This window comes from Gelidibacter sp. (assembly GCF_053579655.1).
On sequence record NZ_JBMDWE010000012.1, the window covers coordinates 34,875 to 53,564 of the forward strand.

General features: G+C 37.5%; 14 protein-coding genes. 9 read left to right on the top strand and 5 right to left on the bottom strand.

What is annotated here, in order from left to right:
* The first annotated feature begins 12 nt into the window (after nucleotides 1-12).
* From ACOH2D_RS07955 to ACOH2D_RS07965, 3 genes are all read left to right on the top strand, one after another.
* On the top strand, nucleotides 13-870 hold the full coding sequence (locus tag ACOH2D_RS07955; RefSeq protein WP_449534904.1) for a universal stress protein: 858 nt from the start codon (nucleotides 13-15) through the stop codon (nucleotides 868-870).
* Nucleotides 867-1,709, top strand: a complete 843-nt coding sequence (locus ACOH2D_RS07960) for a universal stress protein (RefSeq protein WP_348035621.1) — start codon at nucleotides 867-869, stop codon at nucleotides 1,707-1,709. Before ACOH2D_RS07955 ends, ACOH2D_RS07960 begins: the two co-directional genes overlap by 4 nt.
* Before the next feature lie 193 nt (nucleotides 1,710-1,902).
* The gene (locus ACOH2D_RS07965; RefSeq protein ID WP_348035623.1) at nucleotides 1,903-4,041 is read left to right on the top strand and encodes a catalase; all 2,139 of its coding nucleotides are present in this window, start codon (nucleotides 1,903-1,905) and stop codon (nucleotides 4,039-4,041) included.
* 142 nt (nucleotides 4,042-4,183) lie between these two features.
* Here ACOH2D_RS07965 and ACOH2D_RS07970 read toward each other — a convergent pair whose 3' ends face one another.
* The gene (locus tag ACOH2D_RS07970; protein WP_449534905.1) at nucleotides 4,184-5,575 is read right to left on the bottom strand and encodes a GIY-YIG nuclease family protein; all 1,392 of its coding nucleotides are present in this window, start codon (nucleotides 5,573-5,575) and stop codon (nucleotides 4,184-4,186) included.
* Between the two features lie 689 nt (nucleotides 5,576-6,264).
* Between ACOH2D_RS07970 and ACOH2D_RS07975 the strand changes: the two genes are divergently transcribed.
* Together ACOH2D_RS07975 and ACOH2D_RS07980 are read left to right on the top strand one after the other, a co-directional pair.
* A complete protein-coding gene (locus tag ACOH2D_RS07975; RefSeq protein WP_449534906.1) occupies nucleotides 6,265-8,376 on the top strand; it encodes a DEAD/DEAH box helicase in 2,112 nt (703 codons plus the stop codon).
* A gap of 221 nt (nucleotides 8,377-8,597) precedes the next feature.
* Nucleotides 8,598-10,049 (top strand): glycoside hydrolase family 130 protein, encoded by a 1,452-nt coding sequence (locus ACOH2D_RS07980; RefSeq protein WP_348035629.1) that lies wholly within the window; start codon nucleotides 8,598-8,600, stop codon nucleotides 10,047-10,049.
* Here the strand turns inward: ACOH2D_RS07980 and ACOH2D_RS07985 are convergent.
* The 4 genes from ACOH2D_RS07985 to ACOH2D_RS08000 form a co-directional block, all read right to left on the bottom strand.
* A complete protein-coding gene (locus ACOH2D_RS07985) occupies nucleotides 10,046-12,355 on the bottom strand; it encodes a glycosyltransferase (protein WP_348035631.1) in 2,310 nt (769 codons plus the stop codon). The genes ACOH2D_RS07980 and ACOH2D_RS07985 overlap by 4 nt on opposite strands.
* A gap of 762 nt (nucleotides 12,356-13,117) precedes the next feature.
* Entirely contained in the window at nucleotides 13,118-14,356 is a 1,239-nt protein-coding gene (locus ACOH2D_RS07990) for a hypothetical protein (RefSeq protein ID WP_348035633.1), read from the bottom strand.
* The gene (locus ACOH2D_RS07995; protein ID WP_449534907.1) at nucleotides 14,328-14,768 is read right to left on the bottom strand and encodes a QcrA and Rieske domain-containing protein; all 441 of its coding nucleotides are present in this window, start codon (nucleotides 14,766-14,768) and stop codon (nucleotides 14,328-14,330) included. The genes ACOH2D_RS07990 and ACOH2D_RS07995 overlap by 29 nt, the downstream gene beginning before the upstream one ends.
* Nucleotides 14,769-14,778: 10 nt before the next feature.
* Nucleotides 14,779-15,975, bottom strand: a complete 1,197-nt coding sequence (locus tag ACOH2D_RS08000) for a di-heme oxidoredictase family protein (protein ID WP_449534908.1) — start codon at nucleotides 15,973-15,975, stop codon at nucleotides 14,779-14,781.
* A gap of 916 nt (nucleotides 15,976-16,891) precedes the next feature.
* Between ACOH2D_RS08000 and ligD (ACOH2D_RS08005) the strand changes: the two genes are divergently transcribed.
* The 4 genes from ligD (ACOH2D_RS08005) (at nucleotide 16,892) to ACOH2D_RS08020 (ending at nucleotide 18,537) form a co-directional block, all read left to right on the top strand.
* Nucleotides 16,892-17,011 (top strand): non-homologous end-joining DNA ligase LigD, encoded by a 120-nt coding sequence (gene ligD, locus ACOH2D_RS08005; protein ID WP_449534909.1) that lies wholly within the window; start codon nucleotides 16,892-16,894, stop codon nucleotides 17,009-17,011.
* A gap of 32 nt (nucleotides 17,012-17,043) precedes the next feature.
* Nucleotides 17,044-17,205, top strand: coding sequence for a non-homologous end-joining DNA ligase LigD (gene ligD / locus ACOH2D_RS08010; RefSeq protein ID WP_449534910.1), 162 nt, complete (start codon nucleotides 17,044-17,046; stop codon nucleotides 17,203-17,205).
* Between the two features lie 127 nt (nucleotides 17,206-17,332).
* Nucleotides 17,333-17,584, top strand: a complete 252-nt coding sequence (ligD, locus tag ACOH2D_RS08015) for a non-homologous end-joining DNA ligase LigD (RefSeq protein ID WP_348035640.1) — start codon at nucleotides 17,333-17,335, stop codon at nucleotides 17,582-17,584.
* Between the two features lie 359 nt (nucleotides 17,585-17,943).
* Complete coding sequence (locus ACOH2D_RS08020; protein ID WP_348035703.1) at nucleotides 17,944-18,537, top strand: YciE/YciF ferroxidase family protein; 594 nt, start codon at nucleotides 17,944-17,946, stop codon at nucleotides 18,535-18,537.
* Nucleotides 18,538-18,690: the final 153 nt, after the last annotated feature.

Genomic DNA, 18,690 nt, shown 5'->3' on the forward strand with positions numbered 1-18,690 from the left:
AATTTAGAACTTATGAAAAACATTCTTTTGCCCACCGATTTTTCAGATAATTCTTGGAATGCCATAAAATATGCCATAAAACTATATAAGAATGAACCGTGCACCTTTCATTTATTTCATGCCTATACACCGATTATCTACAATATAGATTATATGCTTATGGCACCCGCTCAATTTGGTTTGAGTGATCCCATAGAAGATGCTGCAAAGGAAAGTTTGAGTAAACTGTTAGCGCAGATTTCAAATGAATTTGGTGCCAATTCAAACCATACATTTAAAACTATAGCGCGCTTTGATACCTTGGTTTCTGGAGTCATGGATCTCATTCAAGAGCTTAAAATTGATCTTATTGTCATGGGGACGAAAGCGGACACAGGAGCAAAAGAGGTGCTGTTCGGGTCTAACACTGTGCAGGTTTTTAACACTATTACCTGTCCTATTCTCGCTGTCCCATCTGATTTTGAATATGACACACCTCACGAAATATTGTTCCCAACGGACTTAGAAATCAATTTCGAAAACGTACATTTAGAGGTTCTTAAGGCCTTGGCAACCACCAATAATTCAAGAATAAATGTGTTGCATGTGTCTAGCGGCAATGAATTAACAATGGCGCAAATTGAAAACCAAAATCATCTAGCGACTTTATTTGAGGGCACAGCCTATTTGTTTCATGACGTTGGTACTATGGAACTCACTGATGCCATAAATGAATTTCAGGTGAAACACAAAATTAATCTATTGGCCATGGTCAATAATAAACACTCGATTTTCGAGAATCTATTTTTTAAAAATACAATTCGTCAGATTGGTTTTCATTTAAACATTCCATTTCTGGTCATACCAAACATAAAAACAAAGAACTCATGACATCTAAAAAATTAAATATTTTAGTACCAACGGACTTTTCAGACAACGCAGCTAATGCGCTGCATTATGCTTTAAAATTATATGCCAATCAACAGTGCGTATTTTATGTGTTGCACAGTACTTATGTGGATGAAGCAGTGACCAGGGCCTTTGGCGCAGCCTATGTTGACGACAATGAGAATAAGGCCGCTACGAACACAATGAATGCTTTGATAGCCCAAACGGGACTGGCGAATGCCAATGCTAAACACGAATTTATAGCGCTGCAGAGTAAAAAAGAGATAAAAACTGCCGTCAAAAAAGCAGTGAAGAAAAATGCTATTGACATGGTGGTCATGGGAACTAAAGGCACGACTGGCGCCGTTGAATATCTTATGGGCAGCAATACCATAAAAGTCATACGAAACATTGGAGGTTGTCCGGTTTTAATTCTTCCCGATGGATTTGCTTATGTGCAACCCAATCAAATTGCTTTTCCAACGGATTTTAAAAGGAACTATGAAATAAAAGAATTACAGGCACTGAAAGATTTGTCAGATTTATACGGTTCGAAAATTAGAATTGTCCATGTAAAAGTCAACAATAATTTATCAGAAACTCAAGAGATCCATATGAACATCCTAAAGAATTATCTTGAGGATTATGAGCATAGTTTTGATTGGTTGCCGGACACCTCCACAAAATCCAAAGCCATTGCAGCATTTATTGAGGATCAGAAGATAGATATGCTAGCCATGGTAAATTACAAGCATGGGATGTTAGAAAACATCCTGAAGGAGCCGGTTATTAAGAAACTAGCTTTTCATCCCACCATTCCAATTTTGGTAATTCCGAAGTAAAACAAAAACCACATCTACTATTGTGATTTTAAAACGGCGACCTTGAGAGAGTGTCGCCGTTTTTTAATTCATTTAGAACAGAAATAATTTTTATTGCGTTAATGATTTCATTTTCAAAGTGTGACATTTAGATTCCTAATTTTTTCTTTCAGAAATTTTTGAAAAATATTTAATAGATCTAAAACACATTGCTATGGCCGAGAAGAAAAAAAAACCCTCTGAATCCAAGAAGATCACGGATTTAAAAAGTTTCGAAAAAGAAACCAAGGATACAACGATGACCACTAATCAAGGTCTCAAGGTGAATGATACCAATAACTCCTTAAAATCAGGTGAGCGCGGTTCAACCTTGCTCGAAGATTTTTTATTAAGAGAAAAAATAACCAGTTTTGATCACGAACGCATTCCAGAACGAATTGTTCATGCCAGAGGAAGTGGGGCGCACGGGGTATTTGAACTCTATGAAAGTATACCGCAATATAGTAAAGCGGGAATTTTTAACGATACCTCCAGAAAAACGCCAGTATTTGTACGCTTTTCAACGGTGGCTGGCTCTAAAGGTTCGTCTGATTTGGCAAGAGACGTCCGTGGATTTGCCGTGAAATTCTATACCGAAGAAGGCACTTGGGATTTGGTGGGAAATAATATGCCCATTTTTTTCATTCAGGATGCGATGAAGTTCCCAGACTTGGTTCATGCCGTGAAGCCTGAGCCTAATAGGGAAATTCCGCAGGCAGCGTCTGCGCATGATACCTTTTATGATTTTGTTTCGCATGCTACCGAAACACTGCACAATCAAATTTGGGCCATGAGCGACCGCGCCATTCCGCGAAGTTTTAGAATGATGGAAGGTTTTGGGATTCATACCTTCCGATTGATTAATGCCAATGGCGCATCTCATTTTGTGAAATTCCACTGGAAACCAAAATTGGGCGTCCATTCGGTTACTTGGGAGGAAGCGGTTAAAATCAGTGGTGCCGATTCCGACTTTCATCGTCGGGATTTATGGGATGCTATTGAGGCAGGACATTTCCCAGAATGGGAATTCGGAATTCAAATCGTAGCTCAAGAAGACGAGCATAAATTCGATTTCGATCTTTTGGATCCTACCAAGTTGATTCCTGAGGAAATGGTTCCCGTCAAAATTATCGGTAAAATGACCTTGAATAAAAATCCAGAAAACTTTTTTGCAGAAACCGAACAAGTGGCATTTCTACCTGGTCATATTGTTCCAGGGATTGATTTTTCAAATGATCCACTTTTACAAGGACGCCTCTTTTCATACCGAGACACGCAACTTTCCAGATTAGGATCACCTAATTTCCATCAAATTCCGATCAATAGGCCTGTGGTGCCAACGCATAACAATCAAAGGGATGGGCACATGCAAATGGATATTCCGAAAGGACAAACAGCCTATTTTCCGAATACTTTAAGTGGCGGCTGTCCGCACCTTTCAAAAATGTCAGAAGGCGCGTTTACATCTTATGAAGAACGGATCGATGCTCGGAAAGTTAGAACCCGAAGTGCAAGTTTCAGTGATCACTTTTCTCAACCTGCTTTGTTTTACAGAAGTCTTGCTGATTGGGAACAACAGCATGTGACCGATGCTTATATTTTTGAATTAGGAAAATGTACGCTCAAACATATCCAAGAGCGGATGTTGTATGTGTTAGCACAAATTGATTCTAGTCTGGCTAAGAAAGTTGCCGACGGCCTAGGGCTGAAAGTGCCCGAAACTGTTGAGCAGCCTCTAAACCAATCCATTGGTGCCGATGCCGATGTGGCGAAGTTTCAGCCGACTAAAAAGAAGGTTTATTTGGAGGAATCGCCTGCATTAAGTCAGGCCAATACAAAATTTGATTCGATTGCTACACGCCAAATTGCTGTATTAATGGCAGACGGATTTTCACTAACCGATTTTAAGAAGATGACCGACGCTCTGAAAAAAGAAGGAGCAATGATTAAAGTGATCGCGCCTCATGGCGGCACTGTAAAAAGTAATGAAGTCGCCGAGCAGAAAGTGGACGCGTCCATTGTAACCACGGAAAGCGTGCTTTATGATGCCGTTTATATTCCAGGAGGAGAAGATTCGATTAAAGCATTACAGCAAAATGCAAAATTCACGAAGTTTGTCAATGAAGCCTTAAAACACTGTAAAGCCATTGCGGCGGATCATGAGGGCGTAGATTTCTTAGAAACGACCTATGCAACCGATTTTAAAGACGACAAAGCGATTTGCTTGAATAAAGAGCCTTCAAAATTTATCAAAGCGATCGCCCAACATCGCAATTGGAAACGCCGAAAAGAGGCTGAAAAGATTCCGGTTTAAGCAGGTCTTGGGAATAAATTTGAAATTGTTTCTGATTAAAAAGAGATAACGAAAAATTAGGATTAAAAACCAAGCGTTGAGATAAATAATTCTCGAGGCTTGGTTTTTTATTGTTTTCAAATTAAGGTGTGATAATCCCTTCTCAAATTCCATCTAAAATCAAGACTTGATCGAGGGCAATAGTTTTATCTAAGCCACTCACAATTCGTGAGGTGTCATAATTGTTGGTCTGACGTGTTAAATGGCCAAGAAGATCATTGACATTCGAAATAGTTTCATTTTTATCAATAAAGCCGTAACCTTCATAAATCCCGTTGACCAGATAGATAAAGGCATCTTCATGTTTATGCCGACCTTTAAGTTTATAAATCTTGCGATCTTTTCTGTTTTTGAACTGATACAAAGCAATGTCAAAACGCTTATTATAATTGGCAATTGATTCTTTACCTGAGCAAACGCAATCTTTATGTTGAACCGTAACCTTACTGCAAGGTCCTTTTACTTTTTCCAGACCACAATGTTTTCTGCATAAATCATAATCGGTACAAAAAATTCCCAAAGCTTGCCTTACCGATAAACGGTTGAAATATTGTTCAGGCATCGCATCTTTTACAGGCTTGCGCACGATTTGCAACTTATGAATGCCATTGGCAGTTTTGCCTTGATTAATCAAATAGGGCGCAGGATCCGTCACTTGTTGGGTATTGTAAATCGGTTGTAAAGCTTTGATATTCGCCGATTCTATGAGCTGTGCCAAAATATCATTCCCCGAATATTCCACAGTAATCCGCTCAACTTTGCTATAATCAATCGCGCTGGCGGTCGTTTGCTTGGAAAAATGACTTTGCAAACGCTTTCTTATGTTTTTCGCCTTTCCCACATAAATCACTTCATCCAACGCATTCAAAAAGTAATAGACCCTAGGCGCCATCTGGTATTGTGAAAGGTCAAAGTTTTTTGAAGCGTCTGATGTTGGAGTTATGGATTTTCTGGGATCTGCAATGCCAATTGCATAGTGGTGCATGAGTTCTACGAAAGCTTCTGCATATTCTATGCTATGTCCGTCAAACATACCGTGATCTTCCAGGTAGATTTCAATGGCATTTGATTGCTCAGTTCCAGTTTTATAAAAAAGTGTTTTAGGACGCACGTTGAAATTATAGCCAATGGATCTGAATTGCGATTGGAGCAATTGAAATTGTTTGAGTTCGGAAAAAGTGAGGGTGTTGTTTTGAAAAATCTCAATCAACTCATCCGCAATATCTGAGAACGGTGGCGCTGACAAAATCGCCTCCGGATCCAAACCGTTCAACTTGTACGTTTTTTTAGAAATGTCTGTTTCAGGTCGAAAGTTGAAGCTCACGGATTCTGAATTCTCACTCCTTTTTAAAGTTAAGCGATACGGAAATTCCCCTTGTTTTCCTGTCGATATGGTTTGAAGATAGATACATAACATTGGTGCAAAAATAAGAGTTTTTACAATAATCAAGGATTTTAGCTCGAGGCTATTTATAATCGAATGAATTGATTTCATGTGGAATCCTTTATAATAGCTAATTCCACATTGCTAATTTTATGTAACGCTAATTTTTAATGGTTTTTTGCCTATATTTTGGTGAGTATATATCTTATAATAAAACTTTCCGAATCCCTCAAACTTCAATCTCATCCCCAATACATCATTCTTAAATCCTCATTCTTTATTTCATAGTACGCTGATGACGCTGAATGTGATGATTTTCAATGATTTCAGTATTTAGTCTTTATTAACTCATTAAGTAAGCTTTCTATAAAACAAACTCAAAATTGTAGTTTTATAAATTGCTGAGTATTTAGATAGTGATCAACTTTAAATGACCAAAAAAAAACAGCGCCAATCAAAGTGGTTTCTTAAATGGATTATTTGCTGATGGACTTTATTTGAAATCGCGTAACACTTTATAAAATATTTTTATATTTAGCGATTCAAAATATTCTAAATGTTTATCATTTAGAAATGGAAGTTTTTACACCCACACATAGACTTTTGAAAAATTACATGACTTATCAAATCATGCAGCAAAAATCAGGGAACAGCTCAAAAAGAGAGCGCTTACCAAAGTGTAATTCCGAATTGGAATGATTTGTTTGAGGAGTTATAATGTAGTTGCGCCACACCAAAACCAACACGGATGTCATTGATGAACTGCCAAAATCTCTCAATGACATAAAATAAAAGTACCAATGGAACTCATCTTCAAAGAAATTATTAAAAAGTGGCATGAAATACACCATAAAAATAATGCTTACAATGAAAAGCAACTTACAAACTTGTTGTTTCGCCAAAACATCGACATTGAATCCGTAGAGCAGGCGCTTGATTATTACAATTCCTATTTTACTCGGGTAAGGCGGTATTTGTATCTTCCAAAATGGTACGAGCTCAATAGAGATTTCCCGGCGTGGTTTGATTTGGCTGTCGATGATGATCAGGAAGTTATTAAAGCTTTTATGGATGAGGAGAATGCCATAGAAGATGATAATTCTAAATTATGGATTCTTGCTAAAGTGTCTAAAGCCATCCGGAATCCTGGTTATGGCTTTTTATATGAAGCACAAATATCACTTCCTGACGGGATTGCAACGCCTGGCCAAGAGGGAATTCCGATAAGTTTATGGTGGCGAGAAGCTTCTGAAAACAATAATCTGCAAGGCGTATTTCTGGCCTATTATCGCCAAAGGTCGATCATTATTTTTAGAGTTTCCCAGGAGCTATCTGACGAACACATCAAAACAATATTCCGATTTAAGCCAAAACCGATCAGTTTTTTAAAACATATTAAGGAGCGGTTTAATAACATTAAAGATGACGAGTTGAGTTTGACCCATCAACTCTTATACAAAGATGGATTTTTAAAAAAGGAGCAACAGCAACTCGATTTAAATTATAACGGGTTTAATACCAGTCAAAAGCTTGCTTTAGAACGTGTGTTTTCTCAAAATGTCACATTTATTTGGGGACCACCTGGCACCGGAAAAACCTATACCTTATCAAAAATTATAACCCAAGCGTGCGCTTTGGGAATGCGGGTGCTTGCTGTTGGAATTTCAAATGTTTCTGTTGATATTTTGGGTCAGGAAATCATTAAAGACTTTGAGAATTTTAGTGATGCTTCACGACGGTTATTAAATGAAAGAAAGCTTTTGCGATTTGGGTATCCCGTGCTGCCCGAAATTGTTAATGATGATCGCTTATATCCCGATAAGGAAATTGTGGATCAGCTAAGGAAAGATTATGGAGACGTCTTAAAACTTCTTAGAAATAGTAACGAATTAGATGTTGAAGAAAAAGCAATCCTTAGAAACAGACAAGTTCTACTTCAAAAAGAGATTAAGCAGAGCAATCAAAAGCGAATTTCAGCATCGAGTTTGGTTTTCACAACGGCAGCACAATGTTTTTTGGGTGGTAATTTTGACAATGAGAAATTTGATCTCGTAGTGGTTGACGAAGTAGGGATGATGCCTCTGATACAAACTTTGACTATGTCCAGTTTTACGTCAGATAAATTTTTAGTGGCCGGCGATTTTAAACAACTTGGACCGATAAGTATCGGAAAAACAGAAGCTGTCAATAATTGGTTTAATAGAGATGTTTTTGAGTATTTTAAGGACGTTGACGGTTTTGAAGACAAGGTCATGGTCATGTTAACCGAACAAAGGCGGATGCATCCAAATATTTGTGAGTTTATCAACGACCGATTTTATAACGGAAAATTGACATCATTCTATTCTGAACAGTATAATGAGATTAAAATTGAAAAAGGAAAAATAGAGGGTCCCTATTGTTTTATCCCAATCGAACCCAAAGATGGCTCCATGGTTAAATCTACACAAGGCAAATCTCGAGTCAATACTAAAACGGCACAGGTCGTTATTGATCTGGTGGAAAGCATTCTGAAGCAAAACGAAATTTTAGAAATAGGCATAATTACGCCCTATAATGGGCAAGTCATACATCTGCGGAAGCAATTGTTTAGTAAGGCACTTACGAATGAGCAATTGGATCGGGTGAAAGTTGGAACGATTCATTCCTTTCAAGGCTCTGGATTTGATGTCATTATTTATGATATCGTTGATAACTCTGAAAAGAATATTGGAAATCTGTACAAGGGAATCAACGGTGAACGGTTGGTAAATGTAGCGCTTTCAAGAGCAAAGCATAAATTAATAATTATTGGAGATCCTAAAGTTTTTTCAGCTGCAGATGAACACGAGCAAGTGTCCAAAAAACTAAGATCGTTAATGGTAGACTTAAGATTGTCAGGATTTCAGTTAAACTTGGTGGGCGGTCGTTGAACTTATCACTTCACGAGCTGTTTAATGAAAATTGGGATTAATACCGGTTAAAATGCAGTGTAACAATTTTGGCGGAGTTCTTATAAATAAAATTGGTTATTAGCTGTATTTTAACGTGTTTATGTATTATAATCACCTGCATTTCGATTAACTTTATAAGTTATTAATTTCTAGTGATTTGCTTTATGGGACTCAAAGTGCAACGAAACAGTTTGAAGTTTATGCCGGATATTAAACGAGTAGTAACACGTTTTTTTGATATGGGTGATGAACGTACAAAACTATTGATTTCAAGAATCATGGATTTTTCTGATGAGAAAGTGGCCAGACAATTGTCAAAAACGCTTATAGATTTTAAGGGAAGGCATCGTAACCTGAAGAAAATATTTCTTTTACACTGTGGTAATTTTAAAGAGTTGATCAATCACATGGGAATAGACTTTGATGGTTTGACAGAAAATCAAAAGATGTTAATTGGGGCCTACAGTACCATGGAGTATTCTCTTGAATCTGCTGCACTTTTTAATCCCTCCATTGTTGAGGATTTTGACCAATCGTTTCTCAAAGAAGGAGAAAAACGGGTCATCATATCTTTTAGGGCCACAGGGGAAGGGCATTTGTCCTCCATTGTTTTTAGAAGAGGCATTTTGGATAAAGACAATAATCTAAACATCCTAAAGGTTAAAAACCATCTCGATTTGCCTAAAGTCGGCGCTAAGATGTCCTATGATAAAGGTCGGTTTGTGGAAAAAATGCATGAGATAAAAATTCCTAACAATTATATTTCTGAAATTATGGATCCTTTGCCAGATCACTTTGAATATTATGCTCTCAAACATGCACTTCACGATCTGTTATTGGATGAAAACATCGAAGAAACAAAAAGAGTGGCATTGACTGAAATGACTTGGTTGGTCGATTCTTATTATGATTTGCAGTTTGATGAGGTAAGCGATATTTCGGAACGTGTCATTTTTCCTAATTCTCCTGCCGAAAGTAGAGGTATTGAAGATGCGCGGTTTGTAAGATTTCAGGATGATGATGGGAAGGAGATGATTTATGCGACTTATACTGCATTTAATGGACATACCATTATTCCGAAATTATTAAGTACCTGCGATTTTTTAAATTTTAGAATTATGCCAATGCATGGCAATGCGGTACAAAATAAAAATTTCGCCTTGTTCCCAAGAAAAATCAAAGGCAAATATGCGATGCTCGCCAGAGTGGATGGTTATAACAATTATATCATGTTTTCAGACCGGATAACTTTGTGGAATAACCCCATTTTATTAGAAGAACCAAAGTTTCCTTGGGATCTTACCCAGATAGGAAATTGTGGCTCTCCAATTTATACTGAGGACGGTTGGCTTATTTTGACCCATGGAGTTGGCCCGATGAGAACGTATTGTATTGGTGCGTCTTTACTCGATTTAGATGATCCTACCAAGGTTATTGGCCGTTTAAAAAGACCGCTATTGTCACCTCGCAAGGAGGAACGTGAGGGCTATGTACCCAATGTGGTCTATTCTTGTGGAGGTATTATCCATAATGATCATCTTATCATTCCTTATGCTGTATCCGATTATTCGTCCGCTTATGCTACCGTTGAACTCGCCGTGCTTTTAAAAAAATTGAAACAGTCCATGAACGAAGTTGAAACCGTCTTTTAAAAGGATTTTTCAAATGCCATTCGCGCCATTAAATAGCTGACCGTGGATTCTGAGCCCTGATTCAAATTGACGTTTTCGAGCTCCAATCCGTCATGACACCCTGTAGTACAAGGGTTATAGATGATTTGATTGAGATGGTTATTGCCCATAAACCAACTAAAAGCCAATTCCATTTTGTCTTTATAACCTTCTTTTGGATAAATGTCATGAAACTTTTTAAGGGCCAATATGGTGTAGGCAACATCAATCGGTTGCTGACCGCCCAGAGAGCAATTTTCGATCGCATCGCCCTTCGCAAACCACGTTTGGTTTGAAATGACTTTAAATTCATCCTTTACAAATAAATGCTGAAGCAAAAAGTTGAATGATTCATAAGCGATGACATTATAGTCTTCAATCTTTGTCACACTATAAACATCCAGCATCGCTTCTGGCAATACGCTATTTCCATAAGTGAAATAAGATTCAAACCATTTCCATTGACCTTGTGATTCATGTTTGTACATTTTAAGCAGTTTAGTACCCAATTTGACCACAGTGGAATAATAAAATGAGTCTTGTTGGGCCAATCCTGATTTCGTCAGCCCTTTAATAATAAAAGCCATGGCTCTAGGCGAATTAAAATGGATGGCATTGGGAAGGAATTCATCCAAGCATTCTTTGGCCCTGTGAAAAATATAGGCATACTTTACCGGAAGAAGATCTTCAATTTCTAGCAAGTGACCGAGCGCCCAGATACCGCGTCCATTAGAGTCTTCAAGATTTACGCTTTCATTTTGTTTGGTAAATTCCTTATGTTCATTAACATAATTTAAAAAACCGCCATCATAGCGTAAACAATTTAGGACAAAACGAAAATATATAATGAGGGACGGGATCAGGCTTTCATTCCCGGTAAGCTTATAGTATTCACAAATCACGATTAACGCTCTTGCATTATCATCCAGTGTGTAACCAGAGGTAATATCGGGTTGATTTAATTTTGAAAACTGAATTATTCCAACCGGAGTGGTCATCTTAAGTAAATGCTCCAGTTTTATTTCAGGTTTTTGATATTTTAGCTTAATGTTGGAAGCGAATTCCTGAAACATTTGTCCATGGGCCAATGCTGAATTTTCCCATGAGGTAGCTACAGAAGAATGAAGTGCGTTAAGTCCTAATATTTTTCTGTATTGTGGATCGTTCAAAAGAACTTTTAACTGTTTGGCCAACTTTTTACTATTTCCAAAATCGAATAACAGCCCTTTATTTTCTGTTAAGAATTCTTTGGCATGTGGAATTGGTGTGGAGATGATTGGACAGCCGCAGCTCATGGCGTAAGCAAATGTGCCACTTACCGCTTGATTGGGATTCATGGAAGTAAACAGATAAATGTCGGTAAGTTGAAGATATTCCAATAAGGCGTTTAAAGGTAAAAACTCGTTGATAAATTTGACATGCTGCTCTAATTTTAAATCCTTTATTTTTTTTGTTAAGAAGTTGCGATAGGTTTCTCCTTCGTTATTGACCAGCGTCGGATGGGTTGATCCCATGATCAAAAACATGACGTCCGGATAGTCCTTAACGATTTCAGGAAGCGCATCTAACGTGGTTTCTATGCTTTTGCCAGGTCCTAAAAGTCCAAAAGTTGACAAAACCGTTTTTCCGTCCAATCCATACTTTGATTTTAATTTTTCTTGACTTCGGTGTTTTATTAAATGGGTGCCGTGGGTAATGACTTTAATTTTTGATGGCAATATACCATAAGAATCTATGAGCAAGGATTTTGATGATTTTGTCATGACCGTAACACATTTTGCTGAAGACACAATGGCGGCGACATGTTTCAGCATGGTTTGGTCCGGATTTGGAAGGACCGTATGTAAGGCTACAATCAAAGGCTTATGTAAAGATTGTAAGAATTCAATAAACGTATCCGAACAGCCATTGAACAATCCAAATTCATGTTGAATCATGACAAGTTCAATAGACTCATCAATGTTTATTCTTGAGGATAAATCCTGATAACTCTCGGGAAGATCGGTATTTAGGCTGTAGGTGTAGTTTTCAGAAGACTTTAGAGGCTGTTGATTGTTATGTAAGGCACATATCTCAATTGAACAGGAACTTCCATACGCTTTATGGATATGATTTACCAAGTCTTTGGAATAGGCTGCAATGCCACATTGGCGAGGCGGGAAAGTGGTGAGCATCAAAATGGAACTGGTAAGCTTGGTGGAGGCTTTAGGTTTTTTGGTTTTTAAACTTTTCGAACGAAGATTCGTTCTTTTGGATGCCGTCGACTTTTTGAGGGATAGATTTGCCATGATCGGAAGTTTTTATAAGATTTAAAAGGAATTGTTTAAGGGGAAACGCATTAAATACTAAGCGGAGATGATTCTAAAGATAGTCATATGAAAGACTCCGAAGGACTTATTTCTGTTAAAATAAAGCTTGAAATTTTTATGTACTTCTTTTCGGACAAATGCGATAAGCTGTTGATTTACAGATTGTAGTTTTTCTTGTAGAAAATATCCTACCTGTGATTCGTTCTGTTTTCGCGCCACAAAAAGTGTGAATATAAATAGAGGACTTTGAACCTAAAACGCACAGTATGGTGGCCAGAATTGTTATCGACTTGTTTACATGCGAAAAAATAATGCGACAACCTCATCCTGAAAATAGCGGGACCTGTTTTTGAGAAATTAATAGATATTCAGTTCAACCTTAAATATAATTATATGTATTGAACACTTTTTAATTTTTTCCGTTGCACTTGAATATTGACTTCTCATTGGTATTGAAAGTCAATCTTTGGTGGATTTGATTACTTGGATTTCGTCTTAATTTCTAAAGATTTTTTACACGGACCTTCCCGGCTTTACAATTACCGTGTGAAATGTTATGAAAGGACAGGCGGATTACACGGATTACATTGATTACACGGAGTACTCGGATTTCTGAAGGAAATTAAATAGTCCAATTAAGATGTCAAATGCACGAAAAATCAAAAAAACCTAAAGTTTGGGGAATCCATAGGTTTTATAATAAATGTCGTGTTATTTAGGGCATGTTCAGGAGGCGGTGGATCAAAAATAACTACTGAATCCCATATACCAAGTAGCGGCTCTTTCAGCAGGATTGTTCAGGATATCGATTTTCCATTCATAACGGTAGTTGATCCTAAACACCGTTTTAGGAGTAGGCCTAAAGCTGATTCCAGGAGTAACGGCAAGAATTTGATCGCCAATTTTGGTATCGGTTTCTGCAAATCGTCCCACGTTCCAGTCCACATAATCAAATCGGGCTGCAAAATTGAACGTGGCATCTTCCCATTCAAAAATTTTGTTTTTATAAACGGGTTGAACGATATCCATAAAAATACCGCGCTGTTTATTTCCGTATTGTTGGGTATAAGTATCTGGTGTTTCCGCCCAAATCCAAGCGGCTTCTCCAACAATATAAGTGCCGGTAGCCTTGATCGTGGTGTTCCAATCGATGGCGAAAACGTCTAGTTTCGCTTGGTCTTCCACTTCTTCGCCTGCATCTTCAAACTTGTTGTAAGTACCTCCCATATAAGAAATACCTATTTCTCCAATCTTTCTATTTTTTATGGCCAGCTTTCCAGAAAACATCGCTTTTCCGCTAAAGTTATCCTCAAAGAGATTTTCGCCATTCTTGTGCGCTGGCAAATAGGTTTTATCCTCTTCGTTGGAAATGATTCGGCTACTAAATCCGTTGGTCAAATACGCCTCATAGCCAAAAATCCAATTCCCAGAATAGGTTTTTCCGTACATTCCAAAGCCAGTATTGGATAGGGTAGCTCCCAACATATTAACTGCCACATCGGGACGTTCGACAAATTCCCATTTTGGGCCGTCATGGCTTTCGTTAAAAGCACCAATTGGATTCATGACAATCCCTCCTCTAAAGTTGAACAGGGGATGAAATGCCACATCTAAAGCCGCAAACTCAATCGCCACTTCCTTACCACCATCTTCGAATTCTATTTCGGTTAAAAACTTAATGCGTTCCGAAATGGAGGCGGCCATAAATATCGTTAATCTTCGCGCTTGAAAAGATAGGCCATCCGTAATGCCTTCCTCAATTCTGTGTATTGTATTAGCTTCCAGATAGCCGCCGAGTGTTACAGGGACTTTGTCAAAGCTTAGGGTGGGTCTATTAAATACCGCATCCATATTTAATTCAAGACCCTCGTCTTTTTTATCCTTTTTGGTGTTCTCTTCTTGCCCCATGACGGAACCAAAGTAGAGTAGGCCGAGAACTAGGAGAATGTTTTTAAGAGAGTTCAATGTAAATAGTTTCATTTTGAATGGTTGTTTTGAATGTTTTTAAATCTTGATCGGCTGGGCCTTCTAAAACGCCACCTTTGGTATCGAACTCACTGCCATGACATGGGCATGTGTAAATGCCACCGCCCACATTGAGCTCACAACCGCGATGCGTACATCTCATTAGCGAGGCTTTGTATTCGCTGTCACCCGTTTTATAAAGGCAGATAGGAAAATCTTCCTTTGAAGTTTTGACTAAAACAAAACTCCTATAGGTCATGGTATTCTTTTTGGGAATCTCAAACTCAGAAAGCGGCACCATAAGAGTATTTTTTTTAATACTGCTGGTGGCATAATAGATACTTTCGCAAGACGTCAAGAGCGCAGCGGCAAAGGGAAGGCCTACCAAGCCTATTCCACAGGTTTTTAAGAATTTTTTCCGATCCATAAGTGTTGTTTTATAAGGATTCAATGAATTTTATGACTTGGTCCTTTTCTTTTTGACTTAAGCCTAGATATTTGTTTTTAGAGTTTTCAGCTTCTCCACCGTGATATAAAATCGCTTCTTCAATGCTTCTGGCTCTTCCGTCGTGAAGTAAAAAGTACTGACCACCTTGAGAATATTTTGATAATCCAATGCCCCATAAGGCTGGTGTTTTCCATTCGTAAGAATAGGCGTATCCTTCCGTATAACCATCGTCCAAATCTGGGCCCATATCATGTAATAACAAATCGGTGTAGGGATGAAATTCCTTGAAAGAAAGAGCCTCAATTGGCGAATACCCCGTTTTTAAGGTCGGCTTGTGGCAAGCTGCACACTGAATATCGCCGAACAAGGCTTTTCCCGCCATGACGTCTGGATTGTTTTGGTTTCTAGGAATTGGTGCTTTCAAAGTTTTTAGGTAAAAAACGACATCACTGATGGTTTGTCGGTCTATTTCCGGCTGTAGTTTGTCGCCACTATAGGTATCATAAGGCTCAAAATAGGAGGTGATTCCAATGTCTTGATTATAGGCATCTGCAGTTTGATGTAAGAGATCGTACATTTTACCTTTTTTTCCAAAACGCGAAATATATTTCCCGTCCACACTAATGGTTTCTGGACGATCCTTCACATAATCTGGTCGGGTGTTCCAATGGACGCGTCCACGAATACCGTCGCCATCCAAATCGTCGGGATCGGACATCTCGATAAGATCTTGATCTCTAACCGCATCCAGAAATCCTAAACCAGTAACAATCGGAGCGATCAACTCAGTATGTGGTGCTCCCGATGGCAAGGTTTCAGGTGCATAACCTGGAATAGCACGGTTTTGAAGTTGAGGTCCTCCTTGTGCTAAATATTCATTAACGCCTGGAAAGGATTGTCCAAATCGGGTAAATTTCACGAAAGGATGCCCTTTTCCGTCGCCAGCATGACAGCTCACACAACTGGTTCCCGTAAAAATCGGACCCAAACCTGTTTCCACGTTAAAAATTTGGTCGTTGAATGCGACATCTCCCTTAATAAAACGCTTGGCCTCAGCCATGGTTAAATCTTCGACCGGGCCATCGAGTAATTCATATTCTTCAGGCTCTTGTGGACCAAGGATCTCACAAGAAAATAATAGTGGAAGTATAAACAAACTTCCCAATAGGTAACTTTTAATTCTCATTTATTTATCATTTTAGGCAAAACTAAACATTATACACGAATTAACAAATATATTTTTAGATAAAGCTAAAAATATATTTAGACAAGATGTTTTAGGGGAAATGATCTCTTACCACAAAATTGGGTTCTAAAAATCTTCACACTTATTTTATATAATACAGTATCCCTTGAAGAGAGTTGAAATCGCATTACTAGCCTTCTTTTATTACTAAGTTTTATCGATGCGCCATGCAAGGAAGAGCTAAAAAATTATCTGATTTAATAGCTGAGTTTTAAATTTATATGGTGTAGTAGGAAATTTTGAAATATATTATTTAGAGTCATAACTCCTGAAATTTGGCCCTTCCCCGCGATCATTAGCCTTTATTTAACAGCATCTTAACTTGATTTTGACTTATTTAGGAGCAGATTAATGTATCTTTAATTTCAACAGAAACACAACTAAGTTTAACCTTAAAACAAAATAACATTATGAGTTCTACAGGAGATAAATTAAAAGGTAATTGGAATATTGCCAAAGGAAAAATCAAACAACAATGAGCCGACCTCACTGATGATGATTTAACTTATGAAGAAGGAAAAGAAGATGAGTTAAAAGGTCGTATCCAAAAAAAGACTGGCCAAACTAAGGAGCAAGTCAATAAGTTTTTTGATAGTATGAAATTTGATTAATTTAAATCAGATTGATAAGAATAGAAAAAAATCCTGCCTATCGCGGGATTTTTTTTGTTCAAGCTAACACATTGCTTCAACCACTACTGTTGGGAATGAGAGAGGATAAAAACCCTGAATCTGTCCTAAAAGAATTATCAAATTAATAAAAAGACTTACATAGATTTTTATGAAAATTGACGGAATAGAAATAACCCATCCAGATAAAGTGATTTTTCCAAAGTCCAAAAATCACAAAAATCGAAATGATCAGTTATTATAGCGAAGTGGCAGAAAAAATGTTGCTCTATCAGAAAAACAGAATACTGAGCCTTAACCGATTTCCTGATGGCATTGAATCCAAAGGGTCAAAAAAAATGGTCTGACTATTATCCTGATTTTATAAAAAAATAATCAGGTGACAACTGAAGAAGAGGAAAATACACAAATTGTCTGTAATACAAAAAAGGCCCTCATCTATTTGGCAAATCAAGGGACTGTCGGTTTCCATCCCTGGTTGTCCAAAATCGATGACATAAACAAACCTGACAAAGTCGTATTTGGTCTGGATCCGGCATAAAATTCTTTTGAAATGGTAAAAGGGTGCATTTTCAAGAAAAAAGAATATAAAACCTTTATTAATGACCACAAGTCAGCATGGTTTTCATGTGTGGTACAACATACGCTGATCTAAAACCTTTGATGAAATTAAGCTACAATTGAAAGCAACGGCTCAGGAATTGGAAAGGCTTTATCCCTCCATATTTACAACTGCGGTCCGAATAAACCAAAGGGACGGCAAAGTTTTTGTCGCCTATCTTCGAAACGCCTATTCACAAACTTGGGTATGTCCTTATTCATTGCGACCGAATCCGTTAGCTGGTATTGCCAAGCCAATAACCTATGATGAATTATTGAAATTTAAATGTGCCGATCAGTTTTATCTTAAAAATCATTAAGGTTTGGAAAACTAAAGGGTTCGGTTAGATGAAAATTATTATTTGTCTTACTTTTTTTTGCAATCGAGTCAATTTTTAGGAAGTAATCAAACTAAATTTAGAAGAATAAATCAAAATGTTTTATTTTCTAAGCTCTCTTTCCCTAATGAGTTAGTTACGAGAAAATTAAACACCTCTTTCATTGTAGTAGGGAAAACTTCGTTTGAGTAATTATCTAATTTTAAAGAAATCCTATTTTACGGTTTTCCTCTATTTTTTAATTCGAGAATTTATAAGTTAAGTAAATTCTCTAAAACAGGTGATTCTTAAAACTATTATGAAAGAATATCATGAATTTCTAATCTTTAAAATTGAACAAAATGGCGAACACAAAATCAAAAGGGACTGCAGACAGCAAAGCTAGCAAGACCAGTTCAAAAGGAACATCAAAAAAGAGTTCCTCAACAACAATGAAATCATCTCAACTCATGAAATTATTTGTAGATGAATTAAAAGACATTTATTGGGCCGAAAAAGCTTTGACCAAGGCGATTCCCAAGATGATTAAAAACGCAACCTCAGAAAAGTTAATTGCTGCTTTAGAAAGTCACTTGGCGGAAACAGTACATCAAGTTAGTCGGGTGGAGGAAGTCTTTGAAGTAATCGGCAAAAAAGCCACTGCTATAAAATGTGAAGCAATGGCCGGATTAGTTAAAGAAGCCGAAGAAATAATGGAAGAATGTGAGGAAGGACCAATGCGTGACGCCGGCATTATTTCCGCAGGGCAGAAAGTTGAGCATTATGAAATTGCATCTTATGGTACCCTTCGTCAGTTTGCAGTAACACTTGGCTTGACAAAAGCAGCTCAATTATTGGAAGAAACCTTGAAGGAAGAAAAAGCAGCTGATAAAAAATTGACTCAAATTGCTGAATCAGAGGTGAATGTTGAGGCGGCGGAAGAAGAATCCAAGTAATTTATTGATTATACTGTGAAGTGCGGTAAATTATGTTTGCCGCACTTTTTTGTGAGCGGTATTAAATGAATCTTTTTATTTTCGTTTTAGAAAGTCGACAAATTTTGTCTTAGATTGATTAAAATCCCACAACTTTTTGACTTGATCCAATTT